The sequence below is a fragment of the Streptomyces sp. NPDC085900 genome, assembly GCF_044540925.1.
Lineage (GTDB): Bacteria > Actinomycetota > Actinomycetes > Streptomycetales > Streptomycetaceae > Streptomyces > Streptomyces gilvifuscus.
The window spans coordinates 52492-79463 of record NZ_JBITSP010000006.1 but is presented as its reverse complement, the minus strand read 5'-3'; the positions used below and the strand labels follow the sequence as shown (position 1 = coordinate 79463).

The window sequence follows — 26972 nt, the reverse complement described above, 5'->3', positions numbered from 1 at the left end:
TCCCTTCCTGATAGATAGAGGATTAATGGCCGAGCGGGGCCCGGAGGTCCGCCCTCGCGGCCCCGCCGATCTGGAAGGATCCCCGGCATGCCCGCATCCCCCAGCACCGCCCGGGCCATCAACGACCGGCTCGCCCTGCGTCTGCTGCAGCAGGAGGGCCCGTTGACGGCGGGGCAGTTGAAGCAGCTGACCGGACTGTCCCGGCCGACGGTCGCCGACCTCGTGGAGCGGTTGTCCGACGCCGGTCTCATCACGGTGGTCGGCGAGGCCGGGGAGCAGCGGCGCGGACCCAACGCGAAGCTGTACGGGATCCTGGCCGACCGTGCCCGGCTGGCCGCGCTGGACGTGCGCACCGAGAGTGTCTCGGTGGTCGTCGCCGACCTGGTGGGGCGGGTGCTGGCCGAGGCGTCGGTGCCGATCGGCGGGGAGACGGGCACCGGCCCGGTGGTCGAGCAGGCGGTGTCGCTGGTCGAGCGCGTCGCGAAGGAGGCCGAGGCGAGCGGGGTGCCCCCGCGGGCGGACGTGCGGGCCTGGGGGAGCCTGCACACCGTGGGCATCGGCGCGCCCGGCCTGATCGACCCGGCCACCGGCGAACTCCGTGACTCCTCGGGGCTGCCCGCCTGGCACCGGCGCCTGGTCGCCGCGCTCCAGGAGCGGTTCCCCGAGGCCCACGTGAACATCGACAACGAGGCCAACCTCGCGGCCCTCGCCGAACAGCGCGACGGCACGGCCCGCGACCGCGACACGTTCGTCCTGCTCTGGCTGAGCTACGGCACGGGCGCGGCGGTCGTGCTGGACGGCGCGCTGCGCCGGGGAGCCTCCGGCGGCACCGGGGAGATCGGTTTCCTGCCGGTCCCCGGCACCACCGGACTGCCCTCGGCGACGGACTGCGACGGTGGCTTCCACTCCCTGGCCGGATCGGCGGCCATCACGGAACTGGCCCGCCGGCACGGGCTGAGCGCGACGCCGACGGGAGAGGAACCACCGGCCGCGGCGCTGGTCAGATCGGCGGCCGAGCAGGCGGCGGGGAGAACGGCGCCGGTGACCGGGCCGGCCTCGGGAGCCGGTACGCCGGCCGAGAGTCCGCTCCCGGAAGCGCGGCAGGCGGCCCCGGATCCGGCGGAGGCCGCCGGGTCCGGACTCGGCGGCGCGGGCCCTTTTCTCGACGAACTCGCCGACCGGCTCGCCGTGGGGGTGGCCTCCGTCGTGGCGATCCTCGACCCGGGGTGCGTCGTGCTGGGCGGTGAGGTGGGACAAGCGGGCGGCGAGGAGCTCGCCGCCCGCGTGGAGGAGCGGGTCCGGCGGATGTCACCCCTGGTCACCGAGGTCCGACCGAGCACCCTCGGCGGCGGCGCCGTCCTGCGCGGCGCCCTGCTCACCGCCCGGGACCGGGCCCAGGACGACCTGTTCGCGCCTGCGGACCGGTGATCCGGGGCGTCTTAGCCGTGGGCGCCCAGGGCGACCTGTTCGCGCCGGTTGGCCGGTGATCCGGGGCGCTTTAGCCGTCGGCGCCCGGGACGAGCTGCTCGCGCCGGCTGACGGTGACCCGAGGTGCCTCTGCCTTCGGCGCCCGGGATGACCTGTTCGCGTCGGCCCACCGTGTTCGGTGCTCGCGCGAGCGCTTCATCCCCGATGCCGTGCCAGGTACTCCTCGAACGTCCCCTTCCCGACGGCGTGTTCCGAGGTCAGGTGGCCGCCCTCGCGGAAGGCCCGGTACGCCTTGCCGAACAGCGGCACGCTGAGCACGGCCCGCTTGCGCCCCGTCGCCTTGAGGTAGGAGCGGGCCAGCGACTCCAGGGTGCGGATCTGCGGGCCGCCCATGTCCTCGACCCGCCCGGCGGGCTCGCCCTGCGCCAACTCGGCGAGCCGGTCGGCCACTTCGGCCACCTCGATCGGCTGGTCCGCCACCATCGCGGGCAGCAGCAGGACCGGCAGCCTGGCCAGCGTCCGGAACAGCATCACGGGAAGGTCGTGGAACTGGGTCGCCCGCAGCACCGTCCAGCCGAGCCCCGACTCCTCCACCGCCTTCTCCACGGCGAGCTTGGTCCGGTAGTACGGGAACGGCACCCGGTCGACGCCGACGATCGAGATGTAGACCAGATGGCGCACGCCCGCCCGCCGCGCCGCCGCGATCAGGTTCGCCGCCGCCTTCTCGTCCCCGCCGGTCTGCGTGGAGGCGCAGTGCACGATCGTGTCCACTCCGTCGACCGCCGCGTCCAGTCCGGCACCGCCCTCGCGCAGGTCGACGGCGTACGGAGGGGTGCGCCGGCTCAGCACGCGCACCTCGTGGCCGTCCGCGCGCAGCCGCTCGGTGACGAGTCGGCCGAGGGTGCCCGTCCCGCCGGTCACCAGGATCGTCGTCATGCCGTCAGTCCCTTCGAACGCGGGCGCTCCCTGGTGGAACACCCCACGTCAGCTCAGACCGCGCGGCCCCGGCGAAATGTGACACGCCCCTACGGCCGCGCGAGCTGACGCCGTACGAAGTCCAGCTTGTCCGGGTTCACCACGACCCGCAGATGCGCGATCAGACCGTCCCGCACCTCGAACGCGACCACGCCGGCCAGCACGTCGCCCGCCCACGCGGCCAGCCCGTACTCGCCGTTGACCTCGGCCGGCGTGTACCGCAGCCCCGCAGCGAACCGCTCGGCGCCGCCCACCGCGAGCCGCGCGACCTTCTCGCGCCCCTCGACCGGCCGGCGGGCCGCGCTGACCTTGCCGCCGCCGTCGCTCGACCAGGTCACGTCCGCCGTCAGCAGCTTCTCCAGCCCGGCGAGATCACCGTCCCGGGCCGCGTTGAGGAACGAGGCGACGAGCTCCGCCTGCCGCTCGGGCGCCGGCTCGAACCGCGCCCGGTCCTCGCCCACCCGGCGCACCGCACGCCGGTACAGCTGACGGCAGTTGGCCTCGGTCACCTCCAGCACCCCGGCGATCTCCCGGTGGCCGTACCCGAAGGCCTCCCGCAGCACGTACACCGCCCGCTCGGTCGGTGTGAGCCGCTCCAGCAGGACCAGCATCGCCATGGACACGGCCTCGCGCTGCTCGGCCGACTCCAGCGGTCCGAGGGTGCCGTCCGAGGTGACCACGGGCTCCGGCAGCCAGGGCCCGACGTACCGCTCGCGCCGTGCTCGCGCCGACGTCAGCCGGTTGAGGCAGAGGTTGGTGACGACCTTGGCCAGCCAGGCCGCGGGATGCTCGATGCCCGCGCGATCGGCGCCGCTGAAGCGGAGATACGCGTCCTGGACCGTGTCCTCGGCCTCCTCGGCGGAGCCCAGCATGCGGTAGGCCAGCCCGAACAGACGGGGGCGGTGGAGCTCGAACTCCTCGGCGGTCGCGCTGCTCATGGCACCACCCTGCCAGAGCGCGCCGACCACGCCGTGGGGAGGCCCGGCGGCGGGCAAGGGCCGTCGTCACCGCCGCCGGACCGGTCTGCGAGATCCAAAAAGGACTAGACCATAGGGTCCAACAGCGGGACGGGAGTTGAGAAGTCCAGCGACGTTCGCTGTGAGCCAACCCACATCCATCACCCGTATGGACGTCGATCAGGCGTGGCACACTGGCTCTGTACCAGAAGCAGCGCACTCCGGGGTCGGTGAAATTCCGAACCGGCGGTTACAGTCCGCGACCCGGTCGCTTCCAGCGGCCGGTTGACCAGGTGAAATTCCTGGACCGACGGTTAAAGTCCGGATGGGAGGCAGTGCGCGGCGGGCGGGCATTCGTGCGCGCCGCCGTATGCGCTCATCCAAGTGGATGAGTCTGTCCGGCGTCGCCCCCGGTGTCCTCGCTCGTACTCTGTCGTCTTCGACAGCCCCGGAGTCCGTGCCCGAATGAGGCAGGAGGACCCGGGAAGTGTTCACCGGAATCGTCGAAGAGCTGGGCGAGATCACCGCGGTCGAGAACCTCGGCGACGCCTGTCGCTTCCGAGTGCGCGGCCCCGTAGTCACCGAGGGCGCGAAGCACGGGGACTCCATCGCCGTCAACGGCGTCTGCCTCACCGTCGTGGACCACGAGGACGACGAGTTCACCGCCGACGTCATGGCGGAGACCCTCAGCCGCTCCAGCCTCGGCGCCATCGCCGCCGGCTCCCGCGTCAACCTCGAACGCCCCACGGCCGTCGGCGCGCGCCTCGGCGGCCACATCGTGCAGGGCCATGTCGACGGCACGGGCGAGATCCTGGAGCGCAAGCCCTCCGAGAACTGGGAGATCGTCAAGATCTCGCTCCCGGCTGACCTTTCGCGCTACGTCGTCGAGAAGGGCTCCATCACCGTCGACGGCATCAGCCTCACCGTCGTCGACGCCGGCCCCGACTACTTCACGATCAGCCTCATCCCGACCACCCTCGCCCTGACCACCCTGGGCATCAAGCAGCCCGGCGACCCGGTCAACCTCGAGGTCGACGTCGTCGCCAAGTACGTCGAGCGCCTGCTCGCGAGCGGTCAGGGGGCGGCCAAGTGAACTGGCTGAACTCCCAGGCGTTCGTCATGTTCGGCCAGCACATCATCTGGTCGGACATGATCGGCAACATCCTCGGCCTGATCACCCTCGCCCTCGGCTGGCGCCGCTCCCTGCTGACCTGGCCCGTGCAGTTCCTCTCCGGCCTCGTCCTGTTCATCGCCTTCTACGGCCATCTCGCGGGCAGCGCCGGCAAGCAGGTCGTCGTCATGGTGGTCGCGCTCTACGGCTGGTGGCAGTGGAACCGCGACAAGGACCGGTCCGCGGACGGCCACATCAACCCGCGGTTCGCCACCTGGCGGGAGCGCGGCGCGATGATCGCCGCCGCCGCGGCCGGCACGGTCGCCGTCGCCCTGCTCTTCAAGGCCTACCCGTCCCTGTCCTGGGACCCTTGGCCGGACGCCTACATCTTCGTCGGCACCGTCGTCGCCATGTACGCCCAGGCGCGCGGCATGGTCGAGTTCTGGATCGCCTGGCTCCTCGTCGACGTCGTCGGCGTCCCCCTCAACTTCGCCAACGGCTACGCCTTCTCCGGCTTCGTCTACGTCATCTACGGCGCACTCGTCCTGTGGGGCATGCGCGACTGGTGGCTGCGCTCCCGCAGGACGCCGCAGCCCGTCCTGGAAGGAGCGCCGGCATGAGCACGGCACCGATCCTGTACAGCGCGGACGGCATCGAGGACTGGTCCCTCGACCCGATCGAGCAGGCCGTCGCCGACATCGCGGCCGGTCGCCCCATCGTGGTCGTCGACGACGAGGACCGCGAGAACGAGGGCGACCTCGTCATCGCCGCCGAGAAGGTCACGCCCGAGATCGTCGCCTTCATGATGAGCGAGTGCCGCGGCCTGATCTGCGCCCCCATGGAGGGCGAGGAACTCGACCGGCTGGACCTGCCGCAGATGGTCGGCGACAACACGGAGTCGATGAAGACCGCCTTCACCGTCTCCGTCGACGCCTCCGGCGCCCACGGCGTGACCACCGGCATCTCCGCCGCCGACCGGGCGACCACGCTGCGGCTCCTGGCGAGCGGCGACGCCGAACCGGGCGACTTCGTCCGCCCCGGACACATCTTCCCGCTGCGCGCCAGGCCCGGCGGCGTCCTGACCCGCAACGGCCACACCGAGGCCGCCGTCGACCTCGCCCGGCTCGCGGGCCTGCGCCCGGCCGGCGCGATCGTCGAGATCGCCGGCGAGGACGGCCGCATGCTGCGCCTGCCCGAACTGATCCCGTTCGCCCGCAAGCACGGCCTGACGATCATCTCCATCGAGGACCTGATCGCCTACCGCCGCAGCTCCGAGCCCACCGTCCGGCGCGAGGCCGAGACCCGGCTGCCCACCGCCCACGGCGAGTTCACGGCCTACGGCTACCGCTCCACCGTCGACGGCGTCGAGCACGTCGCCCTCGTCCACGGCGAGATCGGCGACGGCGAGGACGTCCTGGTCCGCGTCCACTCCGAGTGCCTGACCGGCGACATCTTCGCCTCCCTGCGCTGCGACTGCGGCCCCCAGCTGAACGCCTCCCTGGACCGCATCCAGGAAGAGGGCCGGGGAGTGGTCGTCTACCTGCGCGGCCACGAGGGGCGCGGCATCGGCCTGCTGTCCAAGCTGCGCGCCTACGAACTCCAGGAGCGCGGCCGCGACACCCTCGACGCCAACCTGGAACTCGGCCTGCCCGCCGACGCCCGGGACTACGGCGCCGGCGCCCAGATCCTGGAGGACCTCGGCGTCCGCAGCGTTCGCCTGATGACGAACAACCCCGACAAGACCGACGCGCTCGTCCGCCACGGCCTCAAGGTCACCGGGCGCGAGCCGATGCCCGTACAGGCGGGCGAGCACAACCTCCGCTACCTGCGCACCAAGCGGGACCGGATGGGACACGACCTGCCCTGGCTGGACACCGTCCCGGCGTCCACCTGCAACAACCAGTAACAGCACCCCGAGGAGACAAAGAACGTGAGCGGCAAGGGCGCACCGGAGCTGTCCGTACGCAACGTCGGAGACCTGCGGGTCGCCGTCATCGCGGCGCAGTGGCACGAGAAGGTGATGGACGGCCTGGTGGACGGCGCCCTGCGCGCCCTGCACGACCTCGGCATCGACGAGCCGACCCTCCTGAGGGTCCCCGGCAGCTGGGAGCTGCCGGTGGTCGCCAAGGTCCTCGCGGGCCGCGGCTACGACGCGATCGTCGCCCTCGGTGTCGTCATCCGCGGCGGCACCCCGCACTTCGACTACGTGTGCCAGGGCGTCACCCAGGGCCTCACCCAGGTCTCCGTCGACACCGGCGTCCCGGTCGGCTTCGGCCTGCTGACCTGTGACAACGAGGAGCAGGCTCTGGACCGGGCCGGCCTGGAGGGCTCCAACGAGGACAAGGGGCACGAGGCGGTGACGGCGGCGGTGGCGACCGCGGCCACCCTCCGCTCAGTATCTGAACCGTGGCACTGAGCCAACGTCCCTTTGGCGTAGTCTGACGCTCACCATGTCCAATAAGACGTTCGAGGAGCTCTTCACCGAGCTCCAGCACAAGGCCGCCCACGGCGATCCCGCCACTTCCCGCACCGCTGAACTGGTCGGCAAGGGCGTCCATGCCATCGGCAAGAAGGTCGTCGAAGAGGCCGCCGAGGTCTGGATGGCCGCCGAGTACGAGGGCAAGGAGGCGGCCGCCGAGGAGATCTCGCAGCTGCTCTACCACGTCCAGGTGATGATGGTCGCCCGCGGGATCTCCCTCGACGACGTCTACGCCCACCTGTAAGTCACACCCCGTTCCCACACGAAACGAACGCGAAGGAAGCCGACCTCATGCTGCGCATCGCCGTCCCCAACAAGGGTTCCCTGTCAGGCCCTGCGGCGGAGATGCTGCATGAGGCCGGCTACCGGCAGCGCCGCGAGTCCAAGGAACTGCGCACCGTCGACCCGTCGAACGACGTCGAGTTCTTCTACCTCCGCCCCCGCGACATCGCGATCTACGTCTCCTCGGGACAGCTCGACATCGGCATCACCGGCCGCGACCTGCTGGTCGACTCCGGCGCCGATGCCGAGGAGATCCTGCCGCTGGGCTTCGCCCGCTCCACCTTCCGCTTCGCCTCCAAGCCGGGCGCCGCGTCGGGCCTGGCGGACCTCAAGGGCAAGACGGTCGCCACCTCCTACGAGGGCATCGTCGCGGGCCACCTGGCCGAGAACGGCGTCGAGGCCTCCGTCGTCCACCTGGACGGCGCCGTGGAGACCGCCATCGAGCTCGGCGTCGCCGAGGTCATCGCCGACGTCGTCGAGACCGGCACCTCGCTGCGCAACGCCGGCCTGGAGGTCTTCGGCGAGCCGATCATGAAGTCCGAAGCCGTCGTCATCCGCCGCACCGGCGCGGACGGCGAGGAGCCCAAGGTGCAGCAGTTCCTGCGCCGGCTCCAGGGCGTCCTGGTGGCCCGGACGTACGTGATGATGGACTACGACTGCCGGGTCGAGCAGCTGGAGAAGGCCGTCGCCCTCACCCCCGGCCTGGAGTCCCCGACCGTCTCGCCGCTGCACAACGAGGGCTGGGTCGCCGTCCGCGCGATGGTCCCGGCCAAGGAGGCCCAGCGGATCATGGACGACCTGTACGACATCGGCGCTCGGGCCATCCTGACCACGGCCATCCACGCCTGCCGTCTCTGACGGCCGCAGGAAGCCCCGGAGAACCGTAGAGAGATGTCCGACCTGCCCACCCTTCCCGTCACGTTCCGGCCGGGCCGCACCCGCGTGGTCCTGCTCACCGCCGGCGTCGCGATCTTCGTGGTCATCACCGCGGTCGCGCTGCTGCTGGAGGGCCTCGGCCCGGGGGAGCGGCTCAGCTTCATCGTCACCGGCGCCCTGATGGCCGGCGTACTGGCCATGCTCGCCCGGGTGAAGGTGGTCGCCGACGAGACCGGCGTCACCGTGGTCAACATCGCCACCAGGCGGCACCTGGACTGGCCCGAGATCCTGCACGTCAACCTGCGCCCCGGCGACCCCTGGGTGTTCCTCGACCTCAGCGACGGCACCAGCATGCCGGCGCTCGGCATCCAGCCCGGCATCGCCAAGGAACGGGCCATCGCCGACGCGCGCACTCTGCGCGCGCTCGCCGAGGCCCGCTCGCCGAGGGATCTGCCCTAGAGACCCCTGTCTTGATTAATCTGTTGGCGGAGGCGTTTTCGTCGCGCCTCCGCCGCCGGTGCTCCCGCGGACACCGGCTGCCCCTGCTACCCGAGGAGTGACTCCCTCCAGCGATGGACGGATCGTCCTGTAGTACCTGCGCCGCCCCCTCCCGACATAACGAGGCGGCGGCATCATGACCACCCCCCTGCTGCTCCTTGGAGCGGCCTTCCTGCTGATCCTCGCGAACGGCTTCTTCGTGGCCGCCGAGTTCGGTCTGGTCACCGTGGAGTCCACGGACGCCGAGAAGGCCGCCGCCGAGGGCGACAAACGCGCCCGCAGGGTCGCCGAGTCGCTGAAGGAACTGTCCTTCCAGCTCTCCGGCACCCAGCTCGGCATCACCATCACCTCCCTCGTCGTCGGCATGCTCGCCGAACCGGCGCTCGCCCGGCTGCTGCACGGCCCGTTCACGGCCCTCGGCATCCCCGAGGGCGCGGTCTCCGGCGTCGCGGTCGTCGTCGGCATGCTGCTGGCCTCGGCCGTGCAGATGGTGATCGGCGAACTCGTGCCCAAGAACTGGGCGGTGTCCAAGCCCATGCAGGTCGCCCGTTTCGTGGCCGGCCCGCAGCACGTCTTCGCCCGCCTGTTCCGCCCGGTCATCGCCGCGCTGAACACGGTCGCCAACCGGCTGGTGCGGGCGCTGGGCGTCGAGCCCGCCGAGGAACTGGCCTCCGCCCGCACCCCGGGCGAGCTCGTCTCCCTGGCCCGGCACTCGGCGCAGGCCGGCGCCCTGGAGCAGGACACCGCCGACCTCTTCGTACGGACGCTGTCGCTCGGTGAGCTGACCGCGCAGCACGTCATGACCCCGCGCGTGAAGGTCAGCGCGCTGCAGTCCTCGGCGACCGCCGAGGACGTGGTCAACCTGACCCGCGCCACTGGCCTGTCCCGCTTCCCCGTGTACAAGGAGAAGATCGACGAGGTCGTCGGCATGGTCCACCTCAAGGACGCGCTGGCGGTCCCGGCGCACGACCGGCTGCGCACCCCCGTGGTCCGCATCGCCCGCCCGGCCCTGCTGGTCCCCGAGACCCTGCCGGTCCAGCCGCTGCTGGCCCAGCTGCGCAGCGAGCAGCCCATCGCCGTCGTCGTCGACGAGTACGGCGGCACGGCGGGCGTGGTGACGCTGGAGGACATCGTCGAGGAGATCGTCGGCGAGGTCCGCGACGAGCACGACGGCCAGGACGTGCCCGAGCTCGCCGCCGCCCCGCCGGAGGACGGCAAGCCGGCCTGGGACGCCGACGGCAGCTGCCGGGTCGACATCCTGCAGCGCATCGGCCTCGACGTGCCCGAGGGGCCGTACGAGACCGTCGCCGGGCTCGTCGCCGACCTGCTCGGCCGCATCCCGGCCGCCGGCGACCGGGCCGAACTGCCCGGCTGGCGGCTCACCGTGCGCCGCGTGGGCCACTACCGTGCCGAGCGGGTCCGCCTGGTGCGCACCGGGCCGGTCGTGGAGGTCGCCCGATGAGCGTGCTCCAACTCCTGTTCGCCGCCCTGCTCGTGCTCGCCAACGGCTTCTTCGTCGGCGCCGAGTTCGCCCTGGTCTCGGTCCGCCGCAGCCAGATCGAACCGCTCGGCACGGCACGGGCCCGCCAAGTGCTCTACGGCCTGGAGCGGCTGCCCCAGATGATGGCGGCGGCCCAGTTCGGCATCACGGTCTGCTCGCTGACCCTGGGCGCCGTGGCCGAACCGACGGTGGCCCACCTGCTGGAACCGCTCTTCGAGTGGATCCACCTGCCGGAGGGCATGATCCATCCGCTGGGCTATGTCATCGCGCTCGCCGCGGTGGTCTTCTTCCACCTCGTCATCGGCGAGATGGTCCCGAAGAACCTGGCCATGGCGGCCCCCGAGAAGGCCGCCCTGTGGCTCAGCCCCGGGCTGGTCTACTTCGCCCGCCTGTGCAAGCCGATCACCGTCGCCCTCGGCGCCTGCGCCCAGGGCATCCTGCGGCTGTTCCGGGTCGAGCCGAAGGACGAGGTGGAGGCCGTCTTCACCAGCGAGCAGCTCAACCGCCTGGTGGAGGACTCCGGCCAGGCCGGCCTCCTCGACCCCGAGGAGCAGGAACGTCTGGAGGACGCGCTGGAGCTGGGCTCCCGCCCGGTGACGGACGTGCTCCTGGGCCGCGAGTCACTGGTGACGGTCCCGCCCTCGGTCACCCCGGGCCGGATCGTCGAGCTGACCGCCCGCACCGGGTACTCCCGTTTCCCGGTCGCCGCGGACAACGGCGCCTTCATGGGCTACCTGCACGTGAAGGACGTACTCGACCTGGAGGACTCGGAGCGGGCGGTGCCGCAGCAGCTGTGGCGGCCGATGACGACCCTGCGCTCCGACCTCCCCCTGGACGACGCCCTGACGGTCATGCGCCGCGCGGCGACCCACCTGGCGCAGGTGGCCGACGGGTCCGGCAAGGTGCTGGGCCTGGTGGCGCTGGAGGACGTCCTGGAGCTGCTGGTCGGCGAGGTGACGGACCCGGCGCACCGGGAGGTGCCGCCCGCCCCGCGGCTGGCGGAGCCGAAGGAAGCGGCACTGCCCGGTTGACGCGGAGCACCCGCGCCCCGAAAGGGGCGCGGGGAACTGCGCGACAAGCCACAACGCACCCGCGCTCGCGCCACGTCGGAACCGCCCGTGCTCGTCGGCGTGCGGCTCACATCCCCGAAGGGTCCTGCGGCCCCCGTCCCGACAGCACCTCACCGTAGGCCTGCATCAGATCCGGCAGGCGCAGTGTCGACAAGTCGTCCCTGGACAGCATCCCGGGATAGGTCGACAGCCGCAGATCCCGGTAGGCGCAGCTCTTCTCGTACAGGGTCCGCAGGAACCGTCCGTTGCCCAGCTCGTCGATCCACCCCTGGTCGACGACGTGCCCGGCGATCGAGCGCAGCTCGTCCAGCGCCTCCTCGTCCCAGACGTCCCCGTTCTCGGCGGCCAGCACCTCACCGATGGAGGTCAGTTCGAGGGGGCGGTAGGACGGGAAGTCGACGCGGGTGGTGAAGCGGGACGACAGCCCCGGGTTGGCCGCCAGCAGCCGGTCCATCCCCTCCGGGTAGCCGGCCAGGATCACCACGAGGTGGTCCCGGTTGTCCTCGGCCCGCTTCAGCAGGACCTGGAGCGCCTCGTCTCCGTACGCGTCGCCCTTGCCGTAGCCGGAGTTGGAGAGCGAGTAGGCCTCGTCGACGAAGAGCACGCCGCCGATGGCGGAGTCGATCAGCTCGTTGGCCTTCACCGCCGTCTGGCCCAGGTACTCGCCCACCAGGTCGGCGCGCTGGGCCTCCACCAGATGGTCGCCGCCGAGCAGCCCGAGGGCGTAGAAGACGCGGCCCAGGATGCGGGCCACCGTGGTCTTGCCGGTGCCGGAGGGGCCGGAGAAGACGAAGTGCCGCTTGGGCGGCTGGACCGGCAGCCCCTGGCCCGCCCGCAGCCGCGCCATGTTCAACTGCGCGGACAGCGCCTTGACCTGGCGCTTGACGGGTTCCAGGCCCACCATGCGCTCGAGTTCGGCGAGCGCCTCCTCGAGCAGGGCGGGGTCGGTGGGACCGGCGGGCAGCGGCGAGCCCGGGATGGTCTTCTCCCGCACCAGCGGATCGATCGCGGACGGCATCGCCCCGGCCGGCGGCAGGTCCGGTTCCGGGAACCTGAGGTCCCGGCCGTCGGTGCCGAAGAGCGGGTCGAACCCGTCCGGGCCCTCCAGGACGTCCTGGGCGCCGGAGAGCGCGATCGCCGCGAGGTCGGCGGAGTCGTCGTAGCCGTCGCCCTCGGCGATCGCGGCGAGCCGGGCCGAGGTGTCCATGAAGGCGGGGTCGACGCGGTGCACGGCCCGGTACAGGGGGAGCGCGGCGGCGGAGCGGCCCGTCCCCTCATGGGCGCGGGCCAGCCAGTACCGCAGCTCCTTGCGCTGCGGCTGTTCGCTGCGGCAGCGCATCAGGGCGGCCGCCAGCAGCGGTTCGGCCTGGCCGTACATCTCCAGCCGGACCCGTGCCATCCCGCCGAACAGGCCCGCCTCGATGCCCAGCAGCGGGTCGTCGATCAGCGGGTCGGTGTGGCGGACGAGCTGCTCCCAGTCCTTGACCAGATAGGCGCGGCACGCGTGCAGGAAGCGGACCTGGTGGTCGGTGTCGACGGGCGGCAGGCCGGCCAGCGCCCGGTCCAGCTCCGGGACATGGCGGCCGTCCAGCCAGTGCGAGGCGTGCGCGAGCAGCAGGTCGCGCGGGCTCTCCAGCACCGGCTGCACCCACCAGCCCAGCCAGTACCAGGAGTTGAGGGCCCGGCGGTGCCGGGCGCGCTGTTCCCCGAAGCGGTCCCGGTGGCGGAACATCCTGAGCAGCGCGGTCGTCGTGTCGACGCGCAGCGCGTGCAGCCCGAGCCAGCCGTCGGCCATCCCGGGATCCATCCGCACCGCGGCCCGGAACTCCTCCTCCGCCTGGGGATAGGCGCCCATCGTGTAGGCGTCCACACCTCGCGTCCAGGCGAGGTCGGCCGGGGCCTCGGGGCCCTGCGTGCCGAAGTCCATCACGTCCCCCACAAACCGTGCCCCCGTCGGTTGGCCGCCGGGCGGTCACCCGGTGGCCTCCTTGATCGAACCGCCGTACCGCGGACCGGAGTTGCGGTGCGCGCAGCCGTCGTCCACAGGTCGCACCGAGGGCATCGTACCTGCGCTGTGTCGCCCGTCGAAGGGTGCCGTACAGGACGTTTGACGAGGTGGGAGCGGATGAGTCCCGGATCGGACGGTGACCGAGGGTGAGCAAAACACGTCGCACGGCGTCCGGATGAGCGGGTCAGGGCAGAACGAAGCCCCCGATCACGGGGGAACAACCGGGGGCTTCGCGTGCGTGGGCGGCCACGCTTGACCGCACATTGAGAACGTAAGACCTGTACGGCCCCTCGGTCAAGCCGAGTTGAGGCCCTCCGGGAAGTTCACAAGCGCCGATCTTCACAAGTTCAGCACACTGCGGATGGTCCGTCACTGTCCGTGTTCGCTTGGTCCGGTCCAAGTGTGTGCGCAGGCCCCGGCAGCACCACATATCCCTCTATTCCCTGCCGTACCAACAGGTCGGCGAAGGGGCGCGAGGGATCCTCGGCGAAGTGTCGCCGTTCCGCGGAAACCCACGCGGCCCAGAACTCCCGCTGCTCCTCCCCGTCCCGCAGGCGTCCGCGGGCCCAGGAGTCCTCGTGCGGCAACTCCATCCACAGCAGCCGGGCGAGGTGCGGGCGCAGGGCGCGGCGACCCGCGCCGACGCCCTCGACGAGGATCACGGGGGCCGGCGGCAGGGCCCGGGGGGCGGTGAGGCGGCGGGCCCGCCAGTCGTAGGGGGCGTAGTGGGCGGTCTCGCCGCGCCGGAGCGGGTCGATCACCTCGGCCCGGAGCCGGCCGGTCCAGTCGAACAGCTCGTCGTGGGTGGCGATGTCGTCGAGGTGCAGCACCGGGGCGTCGCCGAGCGCCCGGGCCAACTGCCCGGCGAACGTGGTCTTCCCGGATCCGGCGTGTCCGTCGACGCCGACCAGACGGACCGGGCCGCAGGACGGAGGCAGGCGACGGAGCAGGGAGGCGAGGTGCTGAATCGTCGTTCCTTGGCTCGGGGGAGGGGAGCGGTCCTCGCGGCCAGTCTAGTCGGGCAAGGTCCTCGTTCCGGCAGGTGACGCCAGTGGTTCAGACCAATATTGGTGGGCGCGGCACGAGCCGAAGTGCTGGCCGCAGGGGCGGTCGACGGCCATAGTGGGCGCACAACGGTGCATGTCAAAAGAGCTGTACCGCTGTGCGACCGGACCTGCCCCGACTCGGACACCTGGGGGTCATTCCACCCATGAGCAGAGCCGAACAGCCGTCCCGCAGAACCGTTCTCGCCGCGGCGGTGGCCGCGGCGGTGGTGGGCCCCTCGGTCACCCCGGGGGTGGCCGACGCGGCGGACGCCGCCGAGGATCCCGCCCGCACGGTGGACTACCGCGCCTGGACCTCGTACCCCGACTGGCGCTCCGGCGGCGCCCAGGGCACCCGTGCCGTCGCGGGGCTTCGTCCCGGCGTCGTCATCGCGCACCCGGCCGGCACGGTGGACTACACCGACCCGCACACCGGCAGGACCGCCACCTGGGAGTACGCCACCTGGACCTCACCGGTGCACCGGCTGCGCGTCCCGGCCACGGAGGCGATCGCCTCCTGGAACGCGCACACCCCGGCCGGCACCTGGCTCCAGGCCGAACTGCACGGCACCTACTCCGACGGCACCGACACCCCGTGGTACGTCATGGGCCGCTGGGCCGCGGGCGACCAGGACATCAGGCGGACCTCGGTCGACGGCCAGAGCGACGGCAGGAGCACCATCTGGACCGACACCTTCGCCGTCGACGACGCCACCACCGGCCTGCGCCTGGTCTCGTACCGCCTGCGGCTCACCCTCTACCGCCGGCCCGGCACCGGCCTCACGCCCCTCGTGTGGCGGCTCGGCGCGATGGGCTCCGACGTGCCCGACCGCTTCACCGTCCCGGCCTCCACCCCCGGCCTGGCGAAGGAGCTGATCGTCCCGCGGTACTCGCAGGAGATCCACAAGGGGCAGTACCCCGAGTACGACAACGGCGGTGAGGCCTGGTGCAGCCCCACCTCCTCGCAGATGATCATCGAGTACTGGGGCGGCCGGCTCACCCCCGAGCAGCTGTCCTGGGTGGACCCGTCCTACGCCGACCCGCAGGTCGACCATGCGGCCCGCTACACCTACGACTACCAGTACGAGGGCTGCGGCAACTGGCCGTTCAACGCCGCCTACGCGGCCACGTACAAGGGGCTGCAGGGCGTCGTCACCCGGCTCGGCTCGCTCACCGACCTGGAGACGCTGATCGCGGCCGGCATCCCGGCCATAACGTCCCAGTCGTTCCTCAAGGGGGAGCTGACCGGGGCGGGTTACGGCACCGCGGGGCACCTCATGACCGTCATCGGCTTCACCGACGAGGGCGACGTGATCGCCAACGACCCGTTCTCGCCGGACGACGAGGCGGTGCGGCGGGTGTACAAGCGGCGCGAGTTCGAGAACATCTGGCTGCGCACCAAGCGGTACAACGCCTCCGGCAAGGTCGTCTCGGGCAGCGGCGGCGTCTGCTACCTGTACTTCCCCGCCCGTCTCGGCCTCCACCGGCGCAGGGCGCTGGCCGCGGTCGGCGTGCGCTGACGGTACCGGCTCGACGTGAAGGCCCCGGATGAACCGGGGCCTTCACACTGTGACCGACGTCTCTGCCGCAAAAGCCGCCCGGAGTGGCAAGGTGGACAAAGCAGCGGGGGGAGTCCACCGCACACGTCCGACCTCAGTGAGACACCATGACCGCACACTCCGCCACCGCCGTCCGCACCCGCACCGGCGGTCCCGAGCACGACGGCCCGAAGGTCTTCGAGCACCTCATGGGCTGGGCCCTGGTCATGGTCGTCGCCATGCTCGTCACCCAGCTCGGCCTGCTCTGATCCGGGGCGGGACGGCCCCGGTCCCCTCCGCCCCCGCTCGTCGATCAGAGTCGAACGAGTGGACGTTGTTGTTCTGACATACTGCGGATGTCCCGCCACCCCGCCCGAGACCAGGGTCGAAATTGAAGATCAGCGAACAGCGCGACGGCGCCCGTCCCCGAGCGCGCGGCACCGAACGCTCGCTGGCGCGCCGCGCCGAACTCATCGCCATCGGGCGGAAGTTGTTCGCCGACACCTCCTACGACGCGCTGTCCATGGACGACATCGCCAAACAGGCCCATGTCGCCAAGGGACTGATCTACTACTACTTCCAGTCCAAGCGCGGCTACTACCTGGCGATCATCCACGACTCGGTCGCCGACCTGATCGGCTTCGCGGCGAGCGGTGCCGAACTGGAGCAGCTGGACCGGGTCCACCGCACCATGGAGAGCTACCTCCGCTGGGCCGAGCACAACCAGGCCGCCTACCGCACGATCGTCAGCGGCGGAGTCGGCTTCGACGCCGAGGTGCAGGCCGTCCGGGACGGGGTGCGCGAGGCGATCGTGGCGACCATCGCCGACGGCGCCTACGGCCGCACCGACATCTCGCCGCTGGCCCGCATGGGCCTGTTCAGCTGGGTGTGCAGCGTGGAGGGCGCCGCCCTCGACTGGATCGACCGCCCCGCCCTGACCCGCGCCCAGATGCGCGAGCTGCTGGTCAAGACCCTCGGCGGCGCGATGCGCGCCATCGAGGAACTCGACCCGGCCTACCCGGCCCCGGCCCCGGCCCGCCGCGACGCCTGAGGCGAGGCGCGCGGACCTTCCCACGCCCTCGCCCCACGCTCTCGCCCCAAGTCCCGTCCGGTCAAGGTCAGTTGATGGCCTTGATCAGCTCACCGCTCGCCGTGTCCCCGCTCAGCTCCCAGAAGAACGTGCCGCCGAGACCCTGCTGGTTCTTGTACGTCATCTTCGTCGCGATGGTCGAGGGCGTGTCGTAACTCCACCAGTCGCTGCCGCACTTGGCGTAGGCGGTGCCGCCCACCGTGCCGTTCGCCGGGCACTTGGACTTGAGGACCTTGTAGTCCTCGATGCCCTGCTCGTAGGTGCCCGCCGCCGGACCGGTCGCCGTGCCGCCCGGTGCCGCCTGGGTCACGCCCGTCCAGCCGCGGCCGTAGAAGCCGATGCCGAGCAGCAGCTTGGCGGCCGGGACGCCCAGTCCCCTGAGCTTGGCGATGGTGGCGGAAGTGTTGAACTCGGCCTTGGGGATGCCCCGGTAGGAGGTCAGCGGGGAGTGCGGGGCCGTCGGGCCGCTCGCGTCCCAGGCGCCGAAGTAGTCGTACGTCATCGGGTTGTACCAGTTCACGTACTGGGCCGCGCCCGCGTAGTCCGCCGCGTCGATCCTGCCCCCGGCGGTGGCGTCCGCGGTGATCGCGGCGGTGACGAGCGAGCCGCTGCCGAACTTCGAACGCAGCGCCGCCATCAGGTTCTTGAAGGCCTCCCGGCCGCTGGTGTCGCAGGTGTTGCCGCAGGCGTTGGGGTACTCCCAGTCGATGTCGATGCCGTCGAACAGGCCCGCCCACTTGGAGTTCTTCATCAGGTCGTAGCAGGACTGGGCGAACGCGGCCGGGTTCTTCGAGGCCTCGCCGAAGCCGCTGGACCAGGTCCAGCCGCCGAAGGACCACAGGACCTTCAGCCCCGGGTGCTTCTTCTTCAGCTTCAGCAGCTGGTTGAAGTTGCCGCGCAGCGGCTGGTCCCAGGTGTCGGCGACGCCGTCCACCGACTCGGCGGCGGTGTAGGCGCGGTCGGTCGCCGCGTAGGAGTCGCCCATCGCGCACTTGCCGCCGGTGACGTTGCCGAAGGCGTAGTTGATGTGCGTGAGCCTGGCCGCCGAGCCGGACGTCTCGACGTTCTTGACGTAGTACTTGCGGTCGTAGGTGCCCCATTCGGTGAAGTAGCCGACGACCTTGGAGCCGGCCGCCTCGTGGGTCGAGGGCCTGGCGGCGGCGGGGCCCGCGCCGGCCAGCAGCCCGGCGCCGAGGACCGCGCAGCAGGCGGCCGAGGCGAGTGCCCGCAGGGAGGCGCGGGGGCGATGCGAAACGTGCATCGGGTGTCTCCTCGTGGGGGAGAGGGGAACGCGCGCCGATTGGCATGAACGCGGTAAAGCGTTGGTCATGAACACTAGGAGGACTAGACCAGTCGGGTCAATGGTGCGGACCAATATGCCGCGGGCCGGACAGGGTCCCGGGCCGCTTCGGATATTCTTGAAGTGAGCGGTCGTTAACTGGTGACGGGGCGCCCCCGATCGGGCATACTCACAGCGCACAGCCGCTGGTCAGCAGCTTCCGAGACCCGGGAGAGCGAGCGTCGGCTGGGCCCGTGGAAGACCCGGCGGCCGCCCCCACCCAAGGCGCACGTCCGCCGATGTGCCCTAAACAGGGAGGAGAGCGTCGCCATGCCCGATCGCGCCGTGCACCCGGTGGACCGTGAACTGCCCACCGACGAGGCCCGGGATCTGATCTCGCTCGTCCGGGACATCGCCCAGCGGGAGATCGCTCCGAAGGCGGCCGAGGAGGAGGACGCGGGGCACTTCCCGCGCGAGGTCTTCACACTGCTGTCCAAGGCGGGACTGCTCGGCCTGCCGTGCGACTCCGAGTGCGGCGGGGGCGACCAGCCCTACGAGGTCTACCTCCAGGTGCTCGAGGAGCTCGCCGCGGCCCGTCTCACGGTGGGCCTCGGGGTCAGCGTCCACACCCTGGCCTGCTACGCGCTCGCCGCCTACGGCTCCAAGCAGCAGCAGATCGAGTACCTGCCCGCGATGCTCGGCGGGGGCCTGCTGGGGGCGTACTGCCTCTCGGAGCCGTCCTCCGGCTCGGACGCGGCCTCCCTGCGCACCCGGGCGGTCCGGGACGGTGACCACTGGGTGATCACCGGCACCAAGGCCTGGATCACGCACGGCGGGGTCGCCGACTTCTACACGGTCATGGCCCGCACGGGCGAGGAGGGCTCGCGCGGGATCAGCGTCTTCCTGGTCCCGGGTGACGCCGAGGGCCTCAGCGGCGCCGTGCCCGAGAGGAAGATGGGCATGAAGGGCTCACCGACCGCCCAGGTCCACTTCGACGGTGTGCGGGTGCCGGACGAGCGGCGGATCGGGGAGGAGGGCCAGGGCTTCGCGATCGCCCTGTCCTCGCTCGACGCCGGCCGGCTCGGCATCGCGGCCTGCGCGATCGGCCTGGCCCAGGCGGCTCTCGACGAGGCGGTCGCGTACGCCACCGACCGGCGGCAGTTCGGGCGGCCGATCGCCGACTTCCAGGGCCTGCGCTTCATGATCGCCGACATGGCGACCCAGATCGAGGCGGGCCGGGCGCTGTATCTGACGGCGGCGCGGCTGCGCGACGCCGGACGGCCGTTCGCCAAACAGGCGGCGATGGCCAAGCTGCACTGCACCGACACCGCGATGAAGGTGACCACGGACGCCGTGCAGATCCTCGGCGGCTACGGCTACACCGCCGACTTCCCGGCCGAGCGCTACATGCGCGAGGCCAAGGTCCTGCAGATCGTCGAGGGCACCAACCAGATTCAGCGGATGGTCATCGCCCGTCACCTTGCGGGTCCTGAAACCCGCTGAACTCGCCGGTTCTGACCTGCGGCGCCGCGAGCCGGGCCCACTCCGGGTCGTGGCGCCCGGGCAGGGTGCGGCCCCGGTCGGCCCAGGCGCGCAGCAGGTCACGGTAGATGGGCGGGTCCTGGAGCGGTGCCGGGGGACGCGGAACCGTTCCTGTGGGCGGGGGCACGAACACCCGGCGCCGCCGCTCGGCCGCTGCGTAGGTTGAGGTCATACCAAGGCAACGGGCGGGCAATGGGACAGGTCACCCGTCCGGGGAATCGACCGTGAGTTCGCGGATGTCCGGCCCGCGGATCTGGTGGGCGCACGCCACCTGACGTACCGTCAGCCGAGCCGTCTCCAGGGAGGTGTGGCATGGCCGACGACCGTCCCGTACCGCTCGACGAGTACCCCGTGCACCAGGTCGCCCTGTCCATGAGGCACGTCGCCACCGGCGACCGCAACGCCTACGACCGGTGCATCTTCCACGTGCTCGACGACGAGGGGAGGGCGCTGCTGATCACCGGACTCGGCGTGTACCCGAACGTCGGCGTGATCGATGCCTACGCGACCCTGCGCACGGGCGACACGCTGCATGCCGTCCGGGCGTCGGACGCGCTCGGCGACGACCGCATGCGGCTCACGGTGGGCCCGCTGCGCATCGAGGTGGAGGAGCCGCTGCGCAGGATCAGACTGCGCTGCGACGACGGGTCGTTGTCGTACGACCTCGTCTGGACCGCCGACTTCCCCGCCCTGTGGGAACCCCACCACCTCCAGCGCCGCGGCGACCGGCTCACCCTGGAAGGGCGCCGGTTCGTGCAGGCGGGGAGCGTGGAGGGCGTGATCCGGTCCGCCGAGGGGGAGTTCGAGGTCACGGCCGGAGGCTGGACGGGCACCCGGGACCGCAGCTGGGGCGTACGGCCCCTGCCGGGGGAGGAGGGCGGCCGGCTCGCCGAGGAGCACCCCACCGAGGGCTTCCACTGGCTGTGGTGCCCGGTGCGCTTCGAGGACCGGTTCCTGATGGTGATCGTCCAGGAGGACGCCGACGGCTACCGCACCCTCAACGACGCCACCCTCGTCCGCCCCGGCCACCGGGACCGTCAACTGGGCTGGCCCCAGGCCGAGATCACCTACCGACCCGGCACCCGTCACCCCGAGCGCGCCCTCGTCCACCTCGGCGACCCCCGCAAACCCCAGGAGCTGGAGGTGGAGATCCTCACCTCCTCCCCGCTCGCCCTCGGCGCCGGCTACCCGCCCGCCGACGACTGGCAGCACGGCACCTGGCGGGGCAGGGGCTGGACCGACCGGCGCACCTACGACCTGACGGCGGGCCACCCGCTCGCCGCCTACGGGGTCACCGACCACGCCGCACGCTTCCGCCTCGACGGACGGGTCGGCCACGGCATCTTCGAGCACGGCTCGTTCGGGCGGCACGACCCGAGCGGCTTCACGGACTTCACGTCGGTCGCACCCTAGGCGGTATGTGACATGGCACCCACGGCACCGCGCCCCCGCACCACCACCCGCGACCCCGAGGACATCGCCCGTCGCCTCACCGCCTGGCTCGGCACCCGCCTGCCCGGCGCGAAGGCGACCGGCGTCGGCGTCCCCGAGTTCAACGGCATGTCCAGCGAGACCCTGCTGTTCGACATCGAGCACCCCGAACCGCCGCTGCGGGCCTGCGCGTTGAGACTGGCGGCCGATCCGGCGGCGTACACCGTCTTCCCGGTGTACGACATGCCGCGCCAGTACCGCACCATGCGCCTGGTCGCACAGCACACCGACCTGCCCGTGCCCAAGGTGCTGTGGCTGGAGGAGGATCCCACGCCGCTCGGCGCGCCGTTCTTCGTCATGGAGCGGGTGGCGGGGCGTGTGCCGCCGGACGTCATGCCGTACACCTACGAGGGCAACTGGCTGCACGCCGCGAGCGACGCCGAACGCGAACGCCTGGAGGCCGCCTCGATCGGACTGCTCGCCCGACTGCACGACCAAGTGCCGCTGGAGCAAGCCCAGTTCCTCACGCTCCCCGGACAGGGCGACGCGCTGCACCGGCACGTCGAAGCCCAACGCGCCTACTACGACTGGGTCGTCGACGGACGGCCCCGCTCACCCCTCATCGAGACGGCCTTCGACCGGCTGGCGGAGACCTGGCCCGACGATCCGGGCACACCGGTCCTCAACTGGGGCGACGCACGCATCGGAAACGTCGTCTACGACGGGTTCGACCCCGTCGCCGTCCTGGACTGGGAGATGGCGGCCCTGGCCCCGCGCGAGGTCGACCTCGGCTGGACCGTCTACCTGCACCGCTTCTTCCAGGATCTGACGGTCGCCTTCGGACAGCGCGGCCTGCCGGACTTCCTGCGCCGTGACCGCGTCGAGGCCCGCTACGCCGAACTCACCGGCCATGCACCACGCGACATGGACTTCTACACCCTGTACGCCGCGCTGCGGCACGCGATCGTCATGCTGCGCGTCGCCTACCGGCAGGTGCACTTCGGTGAGACCGCCGTCCCCGCGGACCCGGACACCCTGATCCTGCACCACGGCAGTCTGCGCGCCATGGTGCAGGGCAGTTACTGGGACTGAGCGGGCTCAGGCGGCCTGACGGCGCATCACCGGCACGCGCATCGGGCGCGAGCCCGGGCCGCCGACGTGCGAGAAGGGCTGCGTCCGCCAGTCGAGCCCCTGAGGGAGCGTCAACAGCAGCGCGGTGTCCTGCTCCTGGGGCTCGGCCGACTCGTCGGCCGAGCGCGCCTCGGAGGCCTGGCGGCCGGTGCCGGTGCAGACGGTGAGGCCGAACGGATTCCACGGCGAGGCGCACAGCGCGTGCTCCGGCAGCACCTCCTCCTCGGCCAGCAGGGCGATGGGCTGGGCGCAGTCCGGGCAGATCACCCGGTACATCTCGAAGGTGTCGTACGCGTCGAGCTCGTCGTCGAACTCGTCGGGTTCGACGCCCTCCGGCTCGGGCTCGACCACCGGCTGGAGCCGCTTGGGCGCGGTGCGACCAGGGCGCTTGACACTCTGCATGGATAACTCCCCCTTGGGCTGGGGCCGTGAAGGCGCTGCGGCCTCGACCACAGCAAGCACTTCCCGCCCGGTCTCGGCGGTAATCACGACAGCATCACGGAGACGCGTCGGGGGGTGTGGCGTTCGTCACATGCCGCTCGCAGATGCCCACGGCGGACGTCCACATCACGAACCGGGCATGACCTGGGGTGCTGAGGTATCCGAGGAGATCAGGCGCACTGTAGGTTCTTGCGCCATGGAGGAGCTCGACCGACAGATCGTTCAGCTGCTCGTCAAGGACGGGCGGATGAGCTACACGGACCTGGGCAAGGCCACGGGCCTGTCCACGTCGGCCGTGCACCAGCGGGTGCGACGGCTGGAACAGCGGGGCGTCATCCGCGGCTACGCCGCGGTGGTCGACCCCGAGGCGGTCGGGCTGCCCATGACCGCGTTCATCTCGGTCAAGCCCTTCGACCCCAGCGCACCGGACGACATCGCCGAGCGACTGGCGGGAGTGCCCGAGATCGAGGCCTGCCACAGCGTCGCGGGCGACGAGAACTACATCCTCAAGGTGCGCGTGGCCACACCCCACGAGCTTGAGGAGTTGCTGGCCCGGCTGCGGTCCCTGGCCGGGGTCTCCACCCGGACCACGGTGGTGCTGTCGACGCCCTACGAGGCACGGCCCCCGCGCATCTGAGCCGACCCGCGTACGACGCCGGAACCGCGGCACGAGAAACTGTCGGTCATGAGTGAACGCACCGACCGGCCGAAGACCGTCCTGCTCCGCCGAGGCGAGGTGCACAGCCCCGCCGACCCCTTCGCGACCGCGATGGTCGTGGAGGCCGGACAGGTCGCCTGGGTCGGCTCCGAGGGCGCCGCCGACGCCTTCGCGGACGGCGTCGACGAGGTCGTCGACCTGGACGGCGCGCTCGTGACCCCGGCGTTCACCGACGCCCATGTGCACACCACCTCCACCGGCCTCTCGCTCACCGGCCTCGACCTGTCGGACGCCCCCTCCCTGGACGCCGCCCTCGCCCTCGTACGGGACTTCGCCGCAGCTCGGCCCGGCGATCGCGTCCTGCTCGGGCACGGCTGGGACGCCGCCCGCTGGCCCGGCGGCCGGCCACCGACCCGAGCCGAACTGGACGCGGCCACGGGCGGCCGTCCCCTGTACCTGAGCCGCATCGACGTCCACTCGGCGGTCGTGACCTCGGCCCTGCTCGACATGGCCGGCCTGGGCGTGGTGGACGGTCCGCTCACCGCCGACGCCCACCACGCCGTGCGCGCCGCCGCGTTCGCGGCCGTGACCCCGGCCCAGCGGACCGAGGCCCAGCGCGCCGCCCTCGCGCAGGCCGCGTCCCTCGGCATCGGGTCGGTGCACGAATGCGCGGGACCGCAGATCTCCTCCGAGGGCGACTTCACCGGCCTGCTGCGGCTCGCGGCCGAGGAGACCGGGCCCCGGGTGATCGGCTACTGGGCCGAGCAGGACGTCGAGAAGGCCCGTGAGCTCGGCGCGGTGGGCGCCGCGGGGGACCTGTTCGTCGACGGCGCCCTGGGCTCGCACACCGCCTGCCTGCACCTGCCGTACGCCGACGCCGACCACGCCGGCTCCGCCTACCTGGACGCGGACGCCGTCGCCGCCCACGTCGTCGCCTGCACCGAGGCCGGCCTCCAGGCGGGCTTCCACGCCATCGGGGACGCCGCCGTGACCACCGTCGTCGAGGGCGTCCGCGCCGCCTCGGAGAAGGTCGGCCTCGCGCGCGTCCGCGCCGCCCGGCACCGCGTCGAGCACGCCGAGATGCTCACGCCGCAGACCGTCGCGGCCTTCGCCGAACTGGGCCTGACCGCCTCCGTGCAGCCCGCCTTCGACGCGCTGTGGGGCGGCGAGGAGGGCATGTACGCCCAGCGCCTCGGCGTGGAGCGCGCCCGGACCCTCAACCCCTTCGCCGCCCTGCTGCGCGCCGGCGTCCCGCTCGCCTTCGGCTCCGACAGCCCCGTCACGCCCCTCGACCCGTGGGGCACGGTCCGTGCCGCCGCCTTCCACCGCACTCCGGAGCACCGCGTCTCCGTGCGGGCCGCCTTCACCGCCCACACCCGCGGCGGCTGGCGGGCGACCGGCCGCGACGACGCCGGTGTCCTGGTGCCGGGAGCGCCCGCCGACTACGCCGTCTGGCGTACCGACGAACTCGTGGTCCAGGCGCCCGACGACCGCGTCGCCCGCTGGTCCACCGACCCCCGCTCCGGCACCCCCGGCCTGCCCGACCTCAGCCCGGGCCGTGACCTGCCCGTCTGCCTGCGCACGGTGGTGGGCGGCCGCACGGTGTTCGTACGGCCGGGCGAGTGATCTCCCGGGGTGGCGCACCGCCGATCGTGGTCCGCACGCCGGTGGTGCGACCTGCGCCTCCGCCCCGCTGACCAGGCATTTGCCTGAAGAGCCGCAGGTCGAACGGCTGTTGACAGGCGGAGGCGGGGGGCCGGTAGGTTCGGCGAGTCCACCACCGGACGCCCGACCGGGGAACTCCGCGCACTCGCCCGCGGCGCCGCTGGGTCAGGGACGGTGTGCCGCACCGGGGCACCGCCACTGGGAGCCAGGCTCAGCGCCCGCACCGCTGCGAGGGAACGTTCCGGCCGGTCGGGGAGGTGCGACCCGGGTGGGGCCCGGATGCTCAGTAGACAACGGCTTTCGGTCGACCCGCAGCCAGCGGGCCCCAGGTCGGCCCGAAGGGCGCCGGGCCCCCATCCGCAGCCAAACTGGTAAAAGGGTTGCTCTTACCCCGCTCTTGCGGAATCGACACCACCATACGAACGTCCTTGTCACGTCATCGCAGGCCGCGGCCACTATGGTGGACGTCTGCGTACGGACATGAAGGGGCAGCAGTGAACGACGGCGACGAGACCCTCGCGGCATCTGACCGGGGGAAAAAGTTCGGCCCGCTCGGCACGGCCTTGGTGATCATTCCGACCTACAACGAGGCGGAGAACATCAAGAAGATCGTCGGCCGGGTCCGCGCGGCCGTCCCCGAGGCGCACGTCCTCGTGGCCGACGACAACAGCCCCGACGGCACCGGCAAGCTCGCCGACGAACTGGCCGCCGAGGACGACCACGTCCAGGTCATGCACCGCAAGGGCAAGGAGGGCCTCGGCGCCGCCTACCTCGCGGGCTTCCGCTGGGGCCTGGAGAACGGCTACGGCGTCCTGGTGGAGATGGACGCCGACGGCTCCCACCAGCCCGAGGAGCTGCCCCGGCTGCTGACCGCCCTGAAGAGCGCCGACCTGGTGCTCGGCTCCCGCTGGGTGCCCGGCGGCCGGGTGGTGAACTGGCCCAAGAGCCGTGAGTTCATCTCCCGCGGCGGCAGCCTGTACTCCCGTCTCGCCCTCGACCTGCCGCTCCGGGACATCACCGGCGGCTACCGCGCCTTCCGCCGCGAGACCCTCGAGGGCCTCGGCCTCGACGAGGTCGCCTCCCAGGGTTACTGCTTCCAGGTGGACCTCGCCCGCCGCGCGGTCAAGGCCGGCTACCACGTCGTCGAGGTGCCCATCACCTTCGTCGAGCGCGAACTCGGCGACTCCAAGATGAGCCGCGACATCCTCGTCGAGGCCCTGTTCCGGGTCACCGCGTGGGGCGCCACGGAGCGGGTCGACAAGGTCCTGGGCCGCGGCAAGAAGGCCTGACCCGGCCGCGCGGTGCCGCGGGGCTCCCGGCGATCACCCGTTTATCCCGTCCTGAGCCGCCGACAGGCACACTGGACGTATGACGACTGGCGCTTCCACTCCCACGTACCCCGCCCGGCCCCGGCGCTCCCGGCTGCGGACGTTCTTGCCGCTGGGTGTGGCGGCCTGGCTGGTGCTGGAGATCTGGCTGCTGTCCGTGGTCGCGGGCGCGACCAGCGGGTTCGTGGTCTTCCTGCTGCTCGTCGCCGGGTTCGTGCTCGGCGCGGCGGTGATCAAGAAGGCCGGCCGTCGCGCTTTCCAGAACCTCAACGAGGCGCTGCAGCGGGGCGGCACCCCGCAGAGCGGCGGGGGCAACGGGCTGATGATGCTCGGCGGCCTGCTGCTGATGATCCCGGGCCTGATCTCCGACGCGCTGGGCCTGCTCCTGCTGATCCCGCCGGTCCAGAAGGCGGTGAGCCGCTTCACCGAGCGCACCGTCGACCGCAAGCTGCGCGAGGCCGTCCCGGGCGGCTTCGGCGACGCCTTCCAGCAGGCCCGTATCCACCGCCCCGACGGCAAGATCGTCCAGGGCGAGGTCATCCGCGACGAGCGGTCCGGTGACGCCCCGCAGGAGCCGCGCCCGCCGCTGACGCGGTGACGGCGGCCCTGCCGAGGACCCCGGCACACGACGGCGGGCGCCTA

The 26972-nt window shown here is 71.8% G+C and carries 26 protein-coding genes and 1 riboswitch; of the genes, 20 read left to right on the top strand and 6 right to left on the bottom strand.

Annotation, left to right across the window (positions count from 1 at the left end; translation table 11 throughout):
* The first annotated feature begins 87 nt into the window (after positions 1 to 87).
* Positions 88 to 1428, top strand: coding sequence for an ROK family transcriptional regulator (locus ACIGDI_RS21870; protein ID WP_399899072.1), 1341 nt, complete (start codon positions 88 to 90; stop codon positions 1426 to 1428).
* A gap of 195 nt (positions 1429 to 1623) precedes the next feature.
* Here ACIGDI_RS21870 and ACIGDI_RS21865 read toward each other — a convergent pair whose 3' ends face one another.
* Together ACIGDI_RS21865 and ACIGDI_RS21860 are read right to left on the bottom strand one after the other, a co-directional pair.
* Positions 1624 to 2364, bottom strand: a complete 741-nt coding sequence (locus tag ACIGDI_RS21865; RefSeq protein ID WP_399899069.1) for an SDR family oxidoreductase — start codon at positions 2362 to 2364, stop codon at positions 1624 to 1626.
* Positions 2365 to 2453: 89 nt separating this feature from the next.
* A complete protein-coding gene (locus ACIGDI_RS21860; protein WP_399899066.1) occupies positions 2454 to 3341 on the bottom strand; it encodes an RNA polymerase sigma-70 factor in 888 nt (295 codons plus the stop codon).
* Positions 3342 to 3571: 230 nt separating this feature from the next.
* A riboswitch (FMN riboswitch) is annotated at positions 3572 to 3702 on the top strand.
* Positions 3703 to 3846: 144 nt separating this feature from the next.
* On the opposite strand from ACIGDI_RS21860, the gene ACIGDI_RS21855 reads away from it, so the two are divergent.
* The 9 genes from ACIGDI_RS21855 to ACIGDI_RS21815 all read left to right on the top strand — a co-directional run bounded on the left by ACIGDI_RS21855 (position 3847) and on the right by ACIGDI_RS21815 (position 11137).
* Positions 3847 to 4452: a riboflavin synthase gene (locus ACIGDI_RS21855; protein WP_399899063.1), complete on the top strand. Its 606-nt coding sequence runs from the start codon at positions 3847 to 3849 to the stop codon at positions 4450 to 4452.
* Positions 4449 to 5090, top strand: a complete 642-nt coding sequence (gene pnuC / locus ACIGDI_RS21850) for a nicotinamide riboside transporter PnuC (protein ID WP_399899060.1) — start codon at positions 4449 to 4451, stop codon at positions 5088 to 5090. The genes ACIGDI_RS21855 and pnuC overlap by 4 nt, the downstream gene beginning before the upstream one ends.
* Positions 5087 to 6376, top strand: coding sequence for a bifunctional 3,4-dihydroxy-2-butanone-4-phosphate synthase/GTP cyclohydrolase II (locus tag ACIGDI_RS21845; RefSeq protein ID WP_399899057.1), 1290 nt, complete (start codon positions 5087 to 5089; stop codon positions 6374 to 6376). The genes pnuC and ACIGDI_RS21845 overlap by 4 nt, the downstream gene beginning before the upstream one ends.
* Before the next feature lie 24 nt (positions 6377 to 6400).
* Entirely contained in the window at positions 6401 to 6886 is a 486-nt protein-coding gene (gene ribH / locus ACIGDI_RS21840; protein WP_058926549.1) for a 6,7-dimethyl-8-ribityllumazine synthase, read from the top strand.
* Positions 6887 to 6920: 34 nt separating this feature from the next.
* A complete protein-coding gene (locus ACIGDI_RS21835; protein WP_030946750.1) occupies positions 6921 to 7193 on the top strand; it encodes a phosphoribosyl-ATP diphosphatase in 273 nt (90 codons plus the stop codon).
* A 47-nt stretch (positions 7194 to 7240) separates the two neighbouring features.
* Positions 7241 to 8089: an ATP phosphoribosyltransferase gene (hisG, locus tag ACIGDI_RS21830; RefSeq protein WP_399899053.1), complete on the top strand. Its 849-nt coding sequence runs from the start codon at positions 7241 to 7243 to the stop codon at positions 8087 to 8089.
* Between the two features lie 33 nt (positions 8090 to 8122).
* Positions 8123 to 8566, top strand: a complete 444-nt coding sequence (locus ACIGDI_RS21825) for a PH domain-containing protein (protein WP_200698266.1) — start codon at positions 8123 to 8125, stop codon at positions 8564 to 8566.
* A gap of 175 nt (positions 8567 to 8741) precedes the next feature.
* Positions 8742 to 10067 (top strand): hemolysin family protein, encoded by a 1326-nt coding sequence (locus ACIGDI_RS21820; RefSeq protein ID WP_200698267.1) that lies wholly within the window; start codon positions 8742 to 8744, stop codon positions 10065 to 10067.
* Complete coding sequence (locus tag ACIGDI_RS21815; RefSeq protein ID WP_384820307.1) at positions 10064 to 11137, top strand: hemolysin family protein; 1074 nt, start codon at positions 10064 to 10066, stop codon at positions 11135 to 11137. The genes ACIGDI_RS21820 and ACIGDI_RS21815 overlap by 4 nt, the downstream gene beginning before the upstream one ends.
* A 106-nt stretch (positions 11138 to 11243) precedes the next feature.
* On the opposite strand, the gene ACIGDI_RS21810 is transcribed toward ACIGDI_RS21815, so the two are convergent.
* The gene (locus tag ACIGDI_RS21810) at positions 11244 to 13103 is read right to left on the bottom strand and encodes an AAA family ATPase (RefSeq protein ID WP_200698269.1); all 1860 of its coding nucleotides are present in this window, start codon (positions 13101 to 13103) and stop codon (positions 11244 to 11246) included.
* A gap of 428 nt (positions 13104 to 13531) precedes the next feature.
* Positions 13532 to 14152: a uridine kinase gene (locus ACIGDI_RS21805; protein WP_399900007.1), complete on the bottom strand. Its 621-nt coding sequence runs from the start codon at positions 14150 to 14152 to the stop codon at positions 13532 to 13534.
* 242 nt (positions 14153 to 14394) lie between these two features.
* Between ACIGDI_RS21805 and ACIGDI_RS21800 the strand changes: the two genes are divergently transcribed.
* The 3 genes from ACIGDI_RS21800 to ACIGDI_RS21790 all read left to right on the top strand — a co-directional run bounded on the left by ACIGDI_RS21800 (position 14395) and on the right by ACIGDI_RS21790 (position 16816).
* Positions 14395 to 15747, top strand: coding sequence for a peptidase C39 family protein (locus tag ACIGDI_RS21800; RefSeq protein ID WP_399899048.1), 1353 nt, complete (start codon positions 14395 to 14397; stop codon positions 15745 to 15747).
* Between the two features lie 146 nt (positions 15748 to 15893).
* Positions 15894 to 16034, top strand: coding sequence for an SCO1431 family membrane protein (locus ACIGDI_RS21795; RefSeq protein WP_399899044.1), 141 nt, complete (start codon positions 15894 to 15896; stop codon positions 16032 to 16034).
* 122 nt (positions 16035 to 16156) lie between these two features.
* Positions 16157 to 16816 (top strand): TetR/AcrR family transcriptional regulator, encoded by a 660-nt coding sequence (locus ACIGDI_RS21790; RefSeq protein ID WP_399899041.1) that lies wholly within the window; start codon positions 16157 to 16159, stop codon positions 16814 to 16816.
* A 67-nt stretch (positions 16817 to 16883) separates the two neighbouring features.
* Here the strand turns inward: ACIGDI_RS21790 and ACIGDI_RS21785 are convergent, their stop codons facing one another.
* Complete coding sequence (locus tag ACIGDI_RS21785; RefSeq protein WP_399899038.1) at positions 16884 to 18116, bottom strand: glycoside hydrolase family 18 protein; 1233 nt, start codon at positions 18114 to 18116, stop codon at positions 16884 to 16886.
* Between the two features lie 348 nt (positions 18117 to 18464).
* Between ACIGDI_RS21785 and ACIGDI_RS21780 the strand changes: the two genes are divergently transcribed.
* From ACIGDI_RS21780 to ACIGDI_RS21770, 3 genes are all read left to right on the top strand, one after another.
* Positions 18465 to 19637 (top strand): acyl-CoA dehydrogenase, encoded by a 1173-nt coding sequence (locus tag ACIGDI_RS21780; RefSeq protein ID WP_399899035.1) that lies wholly within the window; start codon positions 18465 to 18467, stop codon positions 19635 to 19637.
* Between the two features lie 351 nt (positions 19638 to 19988).
* On the top strand, positions 19989 to 21089 hold the full coding sequence (locus ACIGDI_RS21775) for a hypothetical protein (RefSeq protein WP_399899032.1): 1101 nt from the start codon (positions 19989 to 19991) through the stop codon (positions 21087 to 21089).
* Between the two features lie 12 nt (positions 21090 to 21101).
* Entirely contained in the window at positions 21102 to 22199 is a 1098-nt protein-coding gene (locus tag ACIGDI_RS21770; protein WP_399899029.1) for a phosphotransferase family protein, read from the top strand.
* Positions 22200 to 22205: 6 nt separating this feature from the next.
* On the opposite strand, the gene ACIGDI_RS21765 is transcribed toward ACIGDI_RS21770, so the two are convergent.
* The gene (locus tag ACIGDI_RS21765; RefSeq protein WP_399899026.1) at positions 22206 to 22640 is read right to left on the bottom strand and encodes a hypothetical protein; all 435 of its coding nucleotides are present in this window, start codon (positions 22638 to 22640) and stop codon (positions 22206 to 22208) included.
* A 235-nt stretch (positions 22641 to 22875) separates the two neighbouring features.
* Between ACIGDI_RS21765 and ACIGDI_RS21760 the strand changes: the two genes are divergently transcribed.
* The 4 genes from ACIGDI_RS21760 (at position 22876) to fxsA (ending at position 26928) form a co-directional block, all read left to right on the top strand.
* On the top strand, positions 22876 to 23316 hold the full coding sequence (locus ACIGDI_RS21760) for an Lrp/AsnC family transcriptional regulator (protein ID WP_030677853.1): 441 nt from the start codon (positions 22876 to 22878) through the stop codon (positions 23314 to 23316).
* A 48-nt stretch (positions 23317 to 23364) separates the two neighbouring features.
* Positions 23365 to 24963: an amidohydrolase gene (locus ACIGDI_RS21755; protein WP_399899023.1), complete on the top strand. Its 1599-nt coding sequence runs from the start codon at positions 23365 to 23367 to the stop codon at positions 24961 to 24963.
* A gap of 533 nt (positions 24964 to 25496) precedes the next feature.
* Complete coding sequence (locus ACIGDI_RS21750) at positions 25497 to 26291, top strand: polyprenol monophosphomannose synthase (protein WP_142150332.1); 795 nt, start codon at positions 25497 to 25499, stop codon at positions 26289 to 26291.
* A 79-nt stretch (positions 26292 to 26370) separates the two neighbouring features.
* Positions 26371 to 26928: an FxsA family membrane protein gene (fxsA, locus tag ACIGDI_RS21745; protein WP_399899020.1), complete on the top strand. Its 558-nt coding sequence runs from the start codon at positions 26371 to 26373 to the stop codon at positions 26926 to 26928.
* The last annotated feature ends 44 nt before the right edge of the window (positions 26929 to 26972 follow it).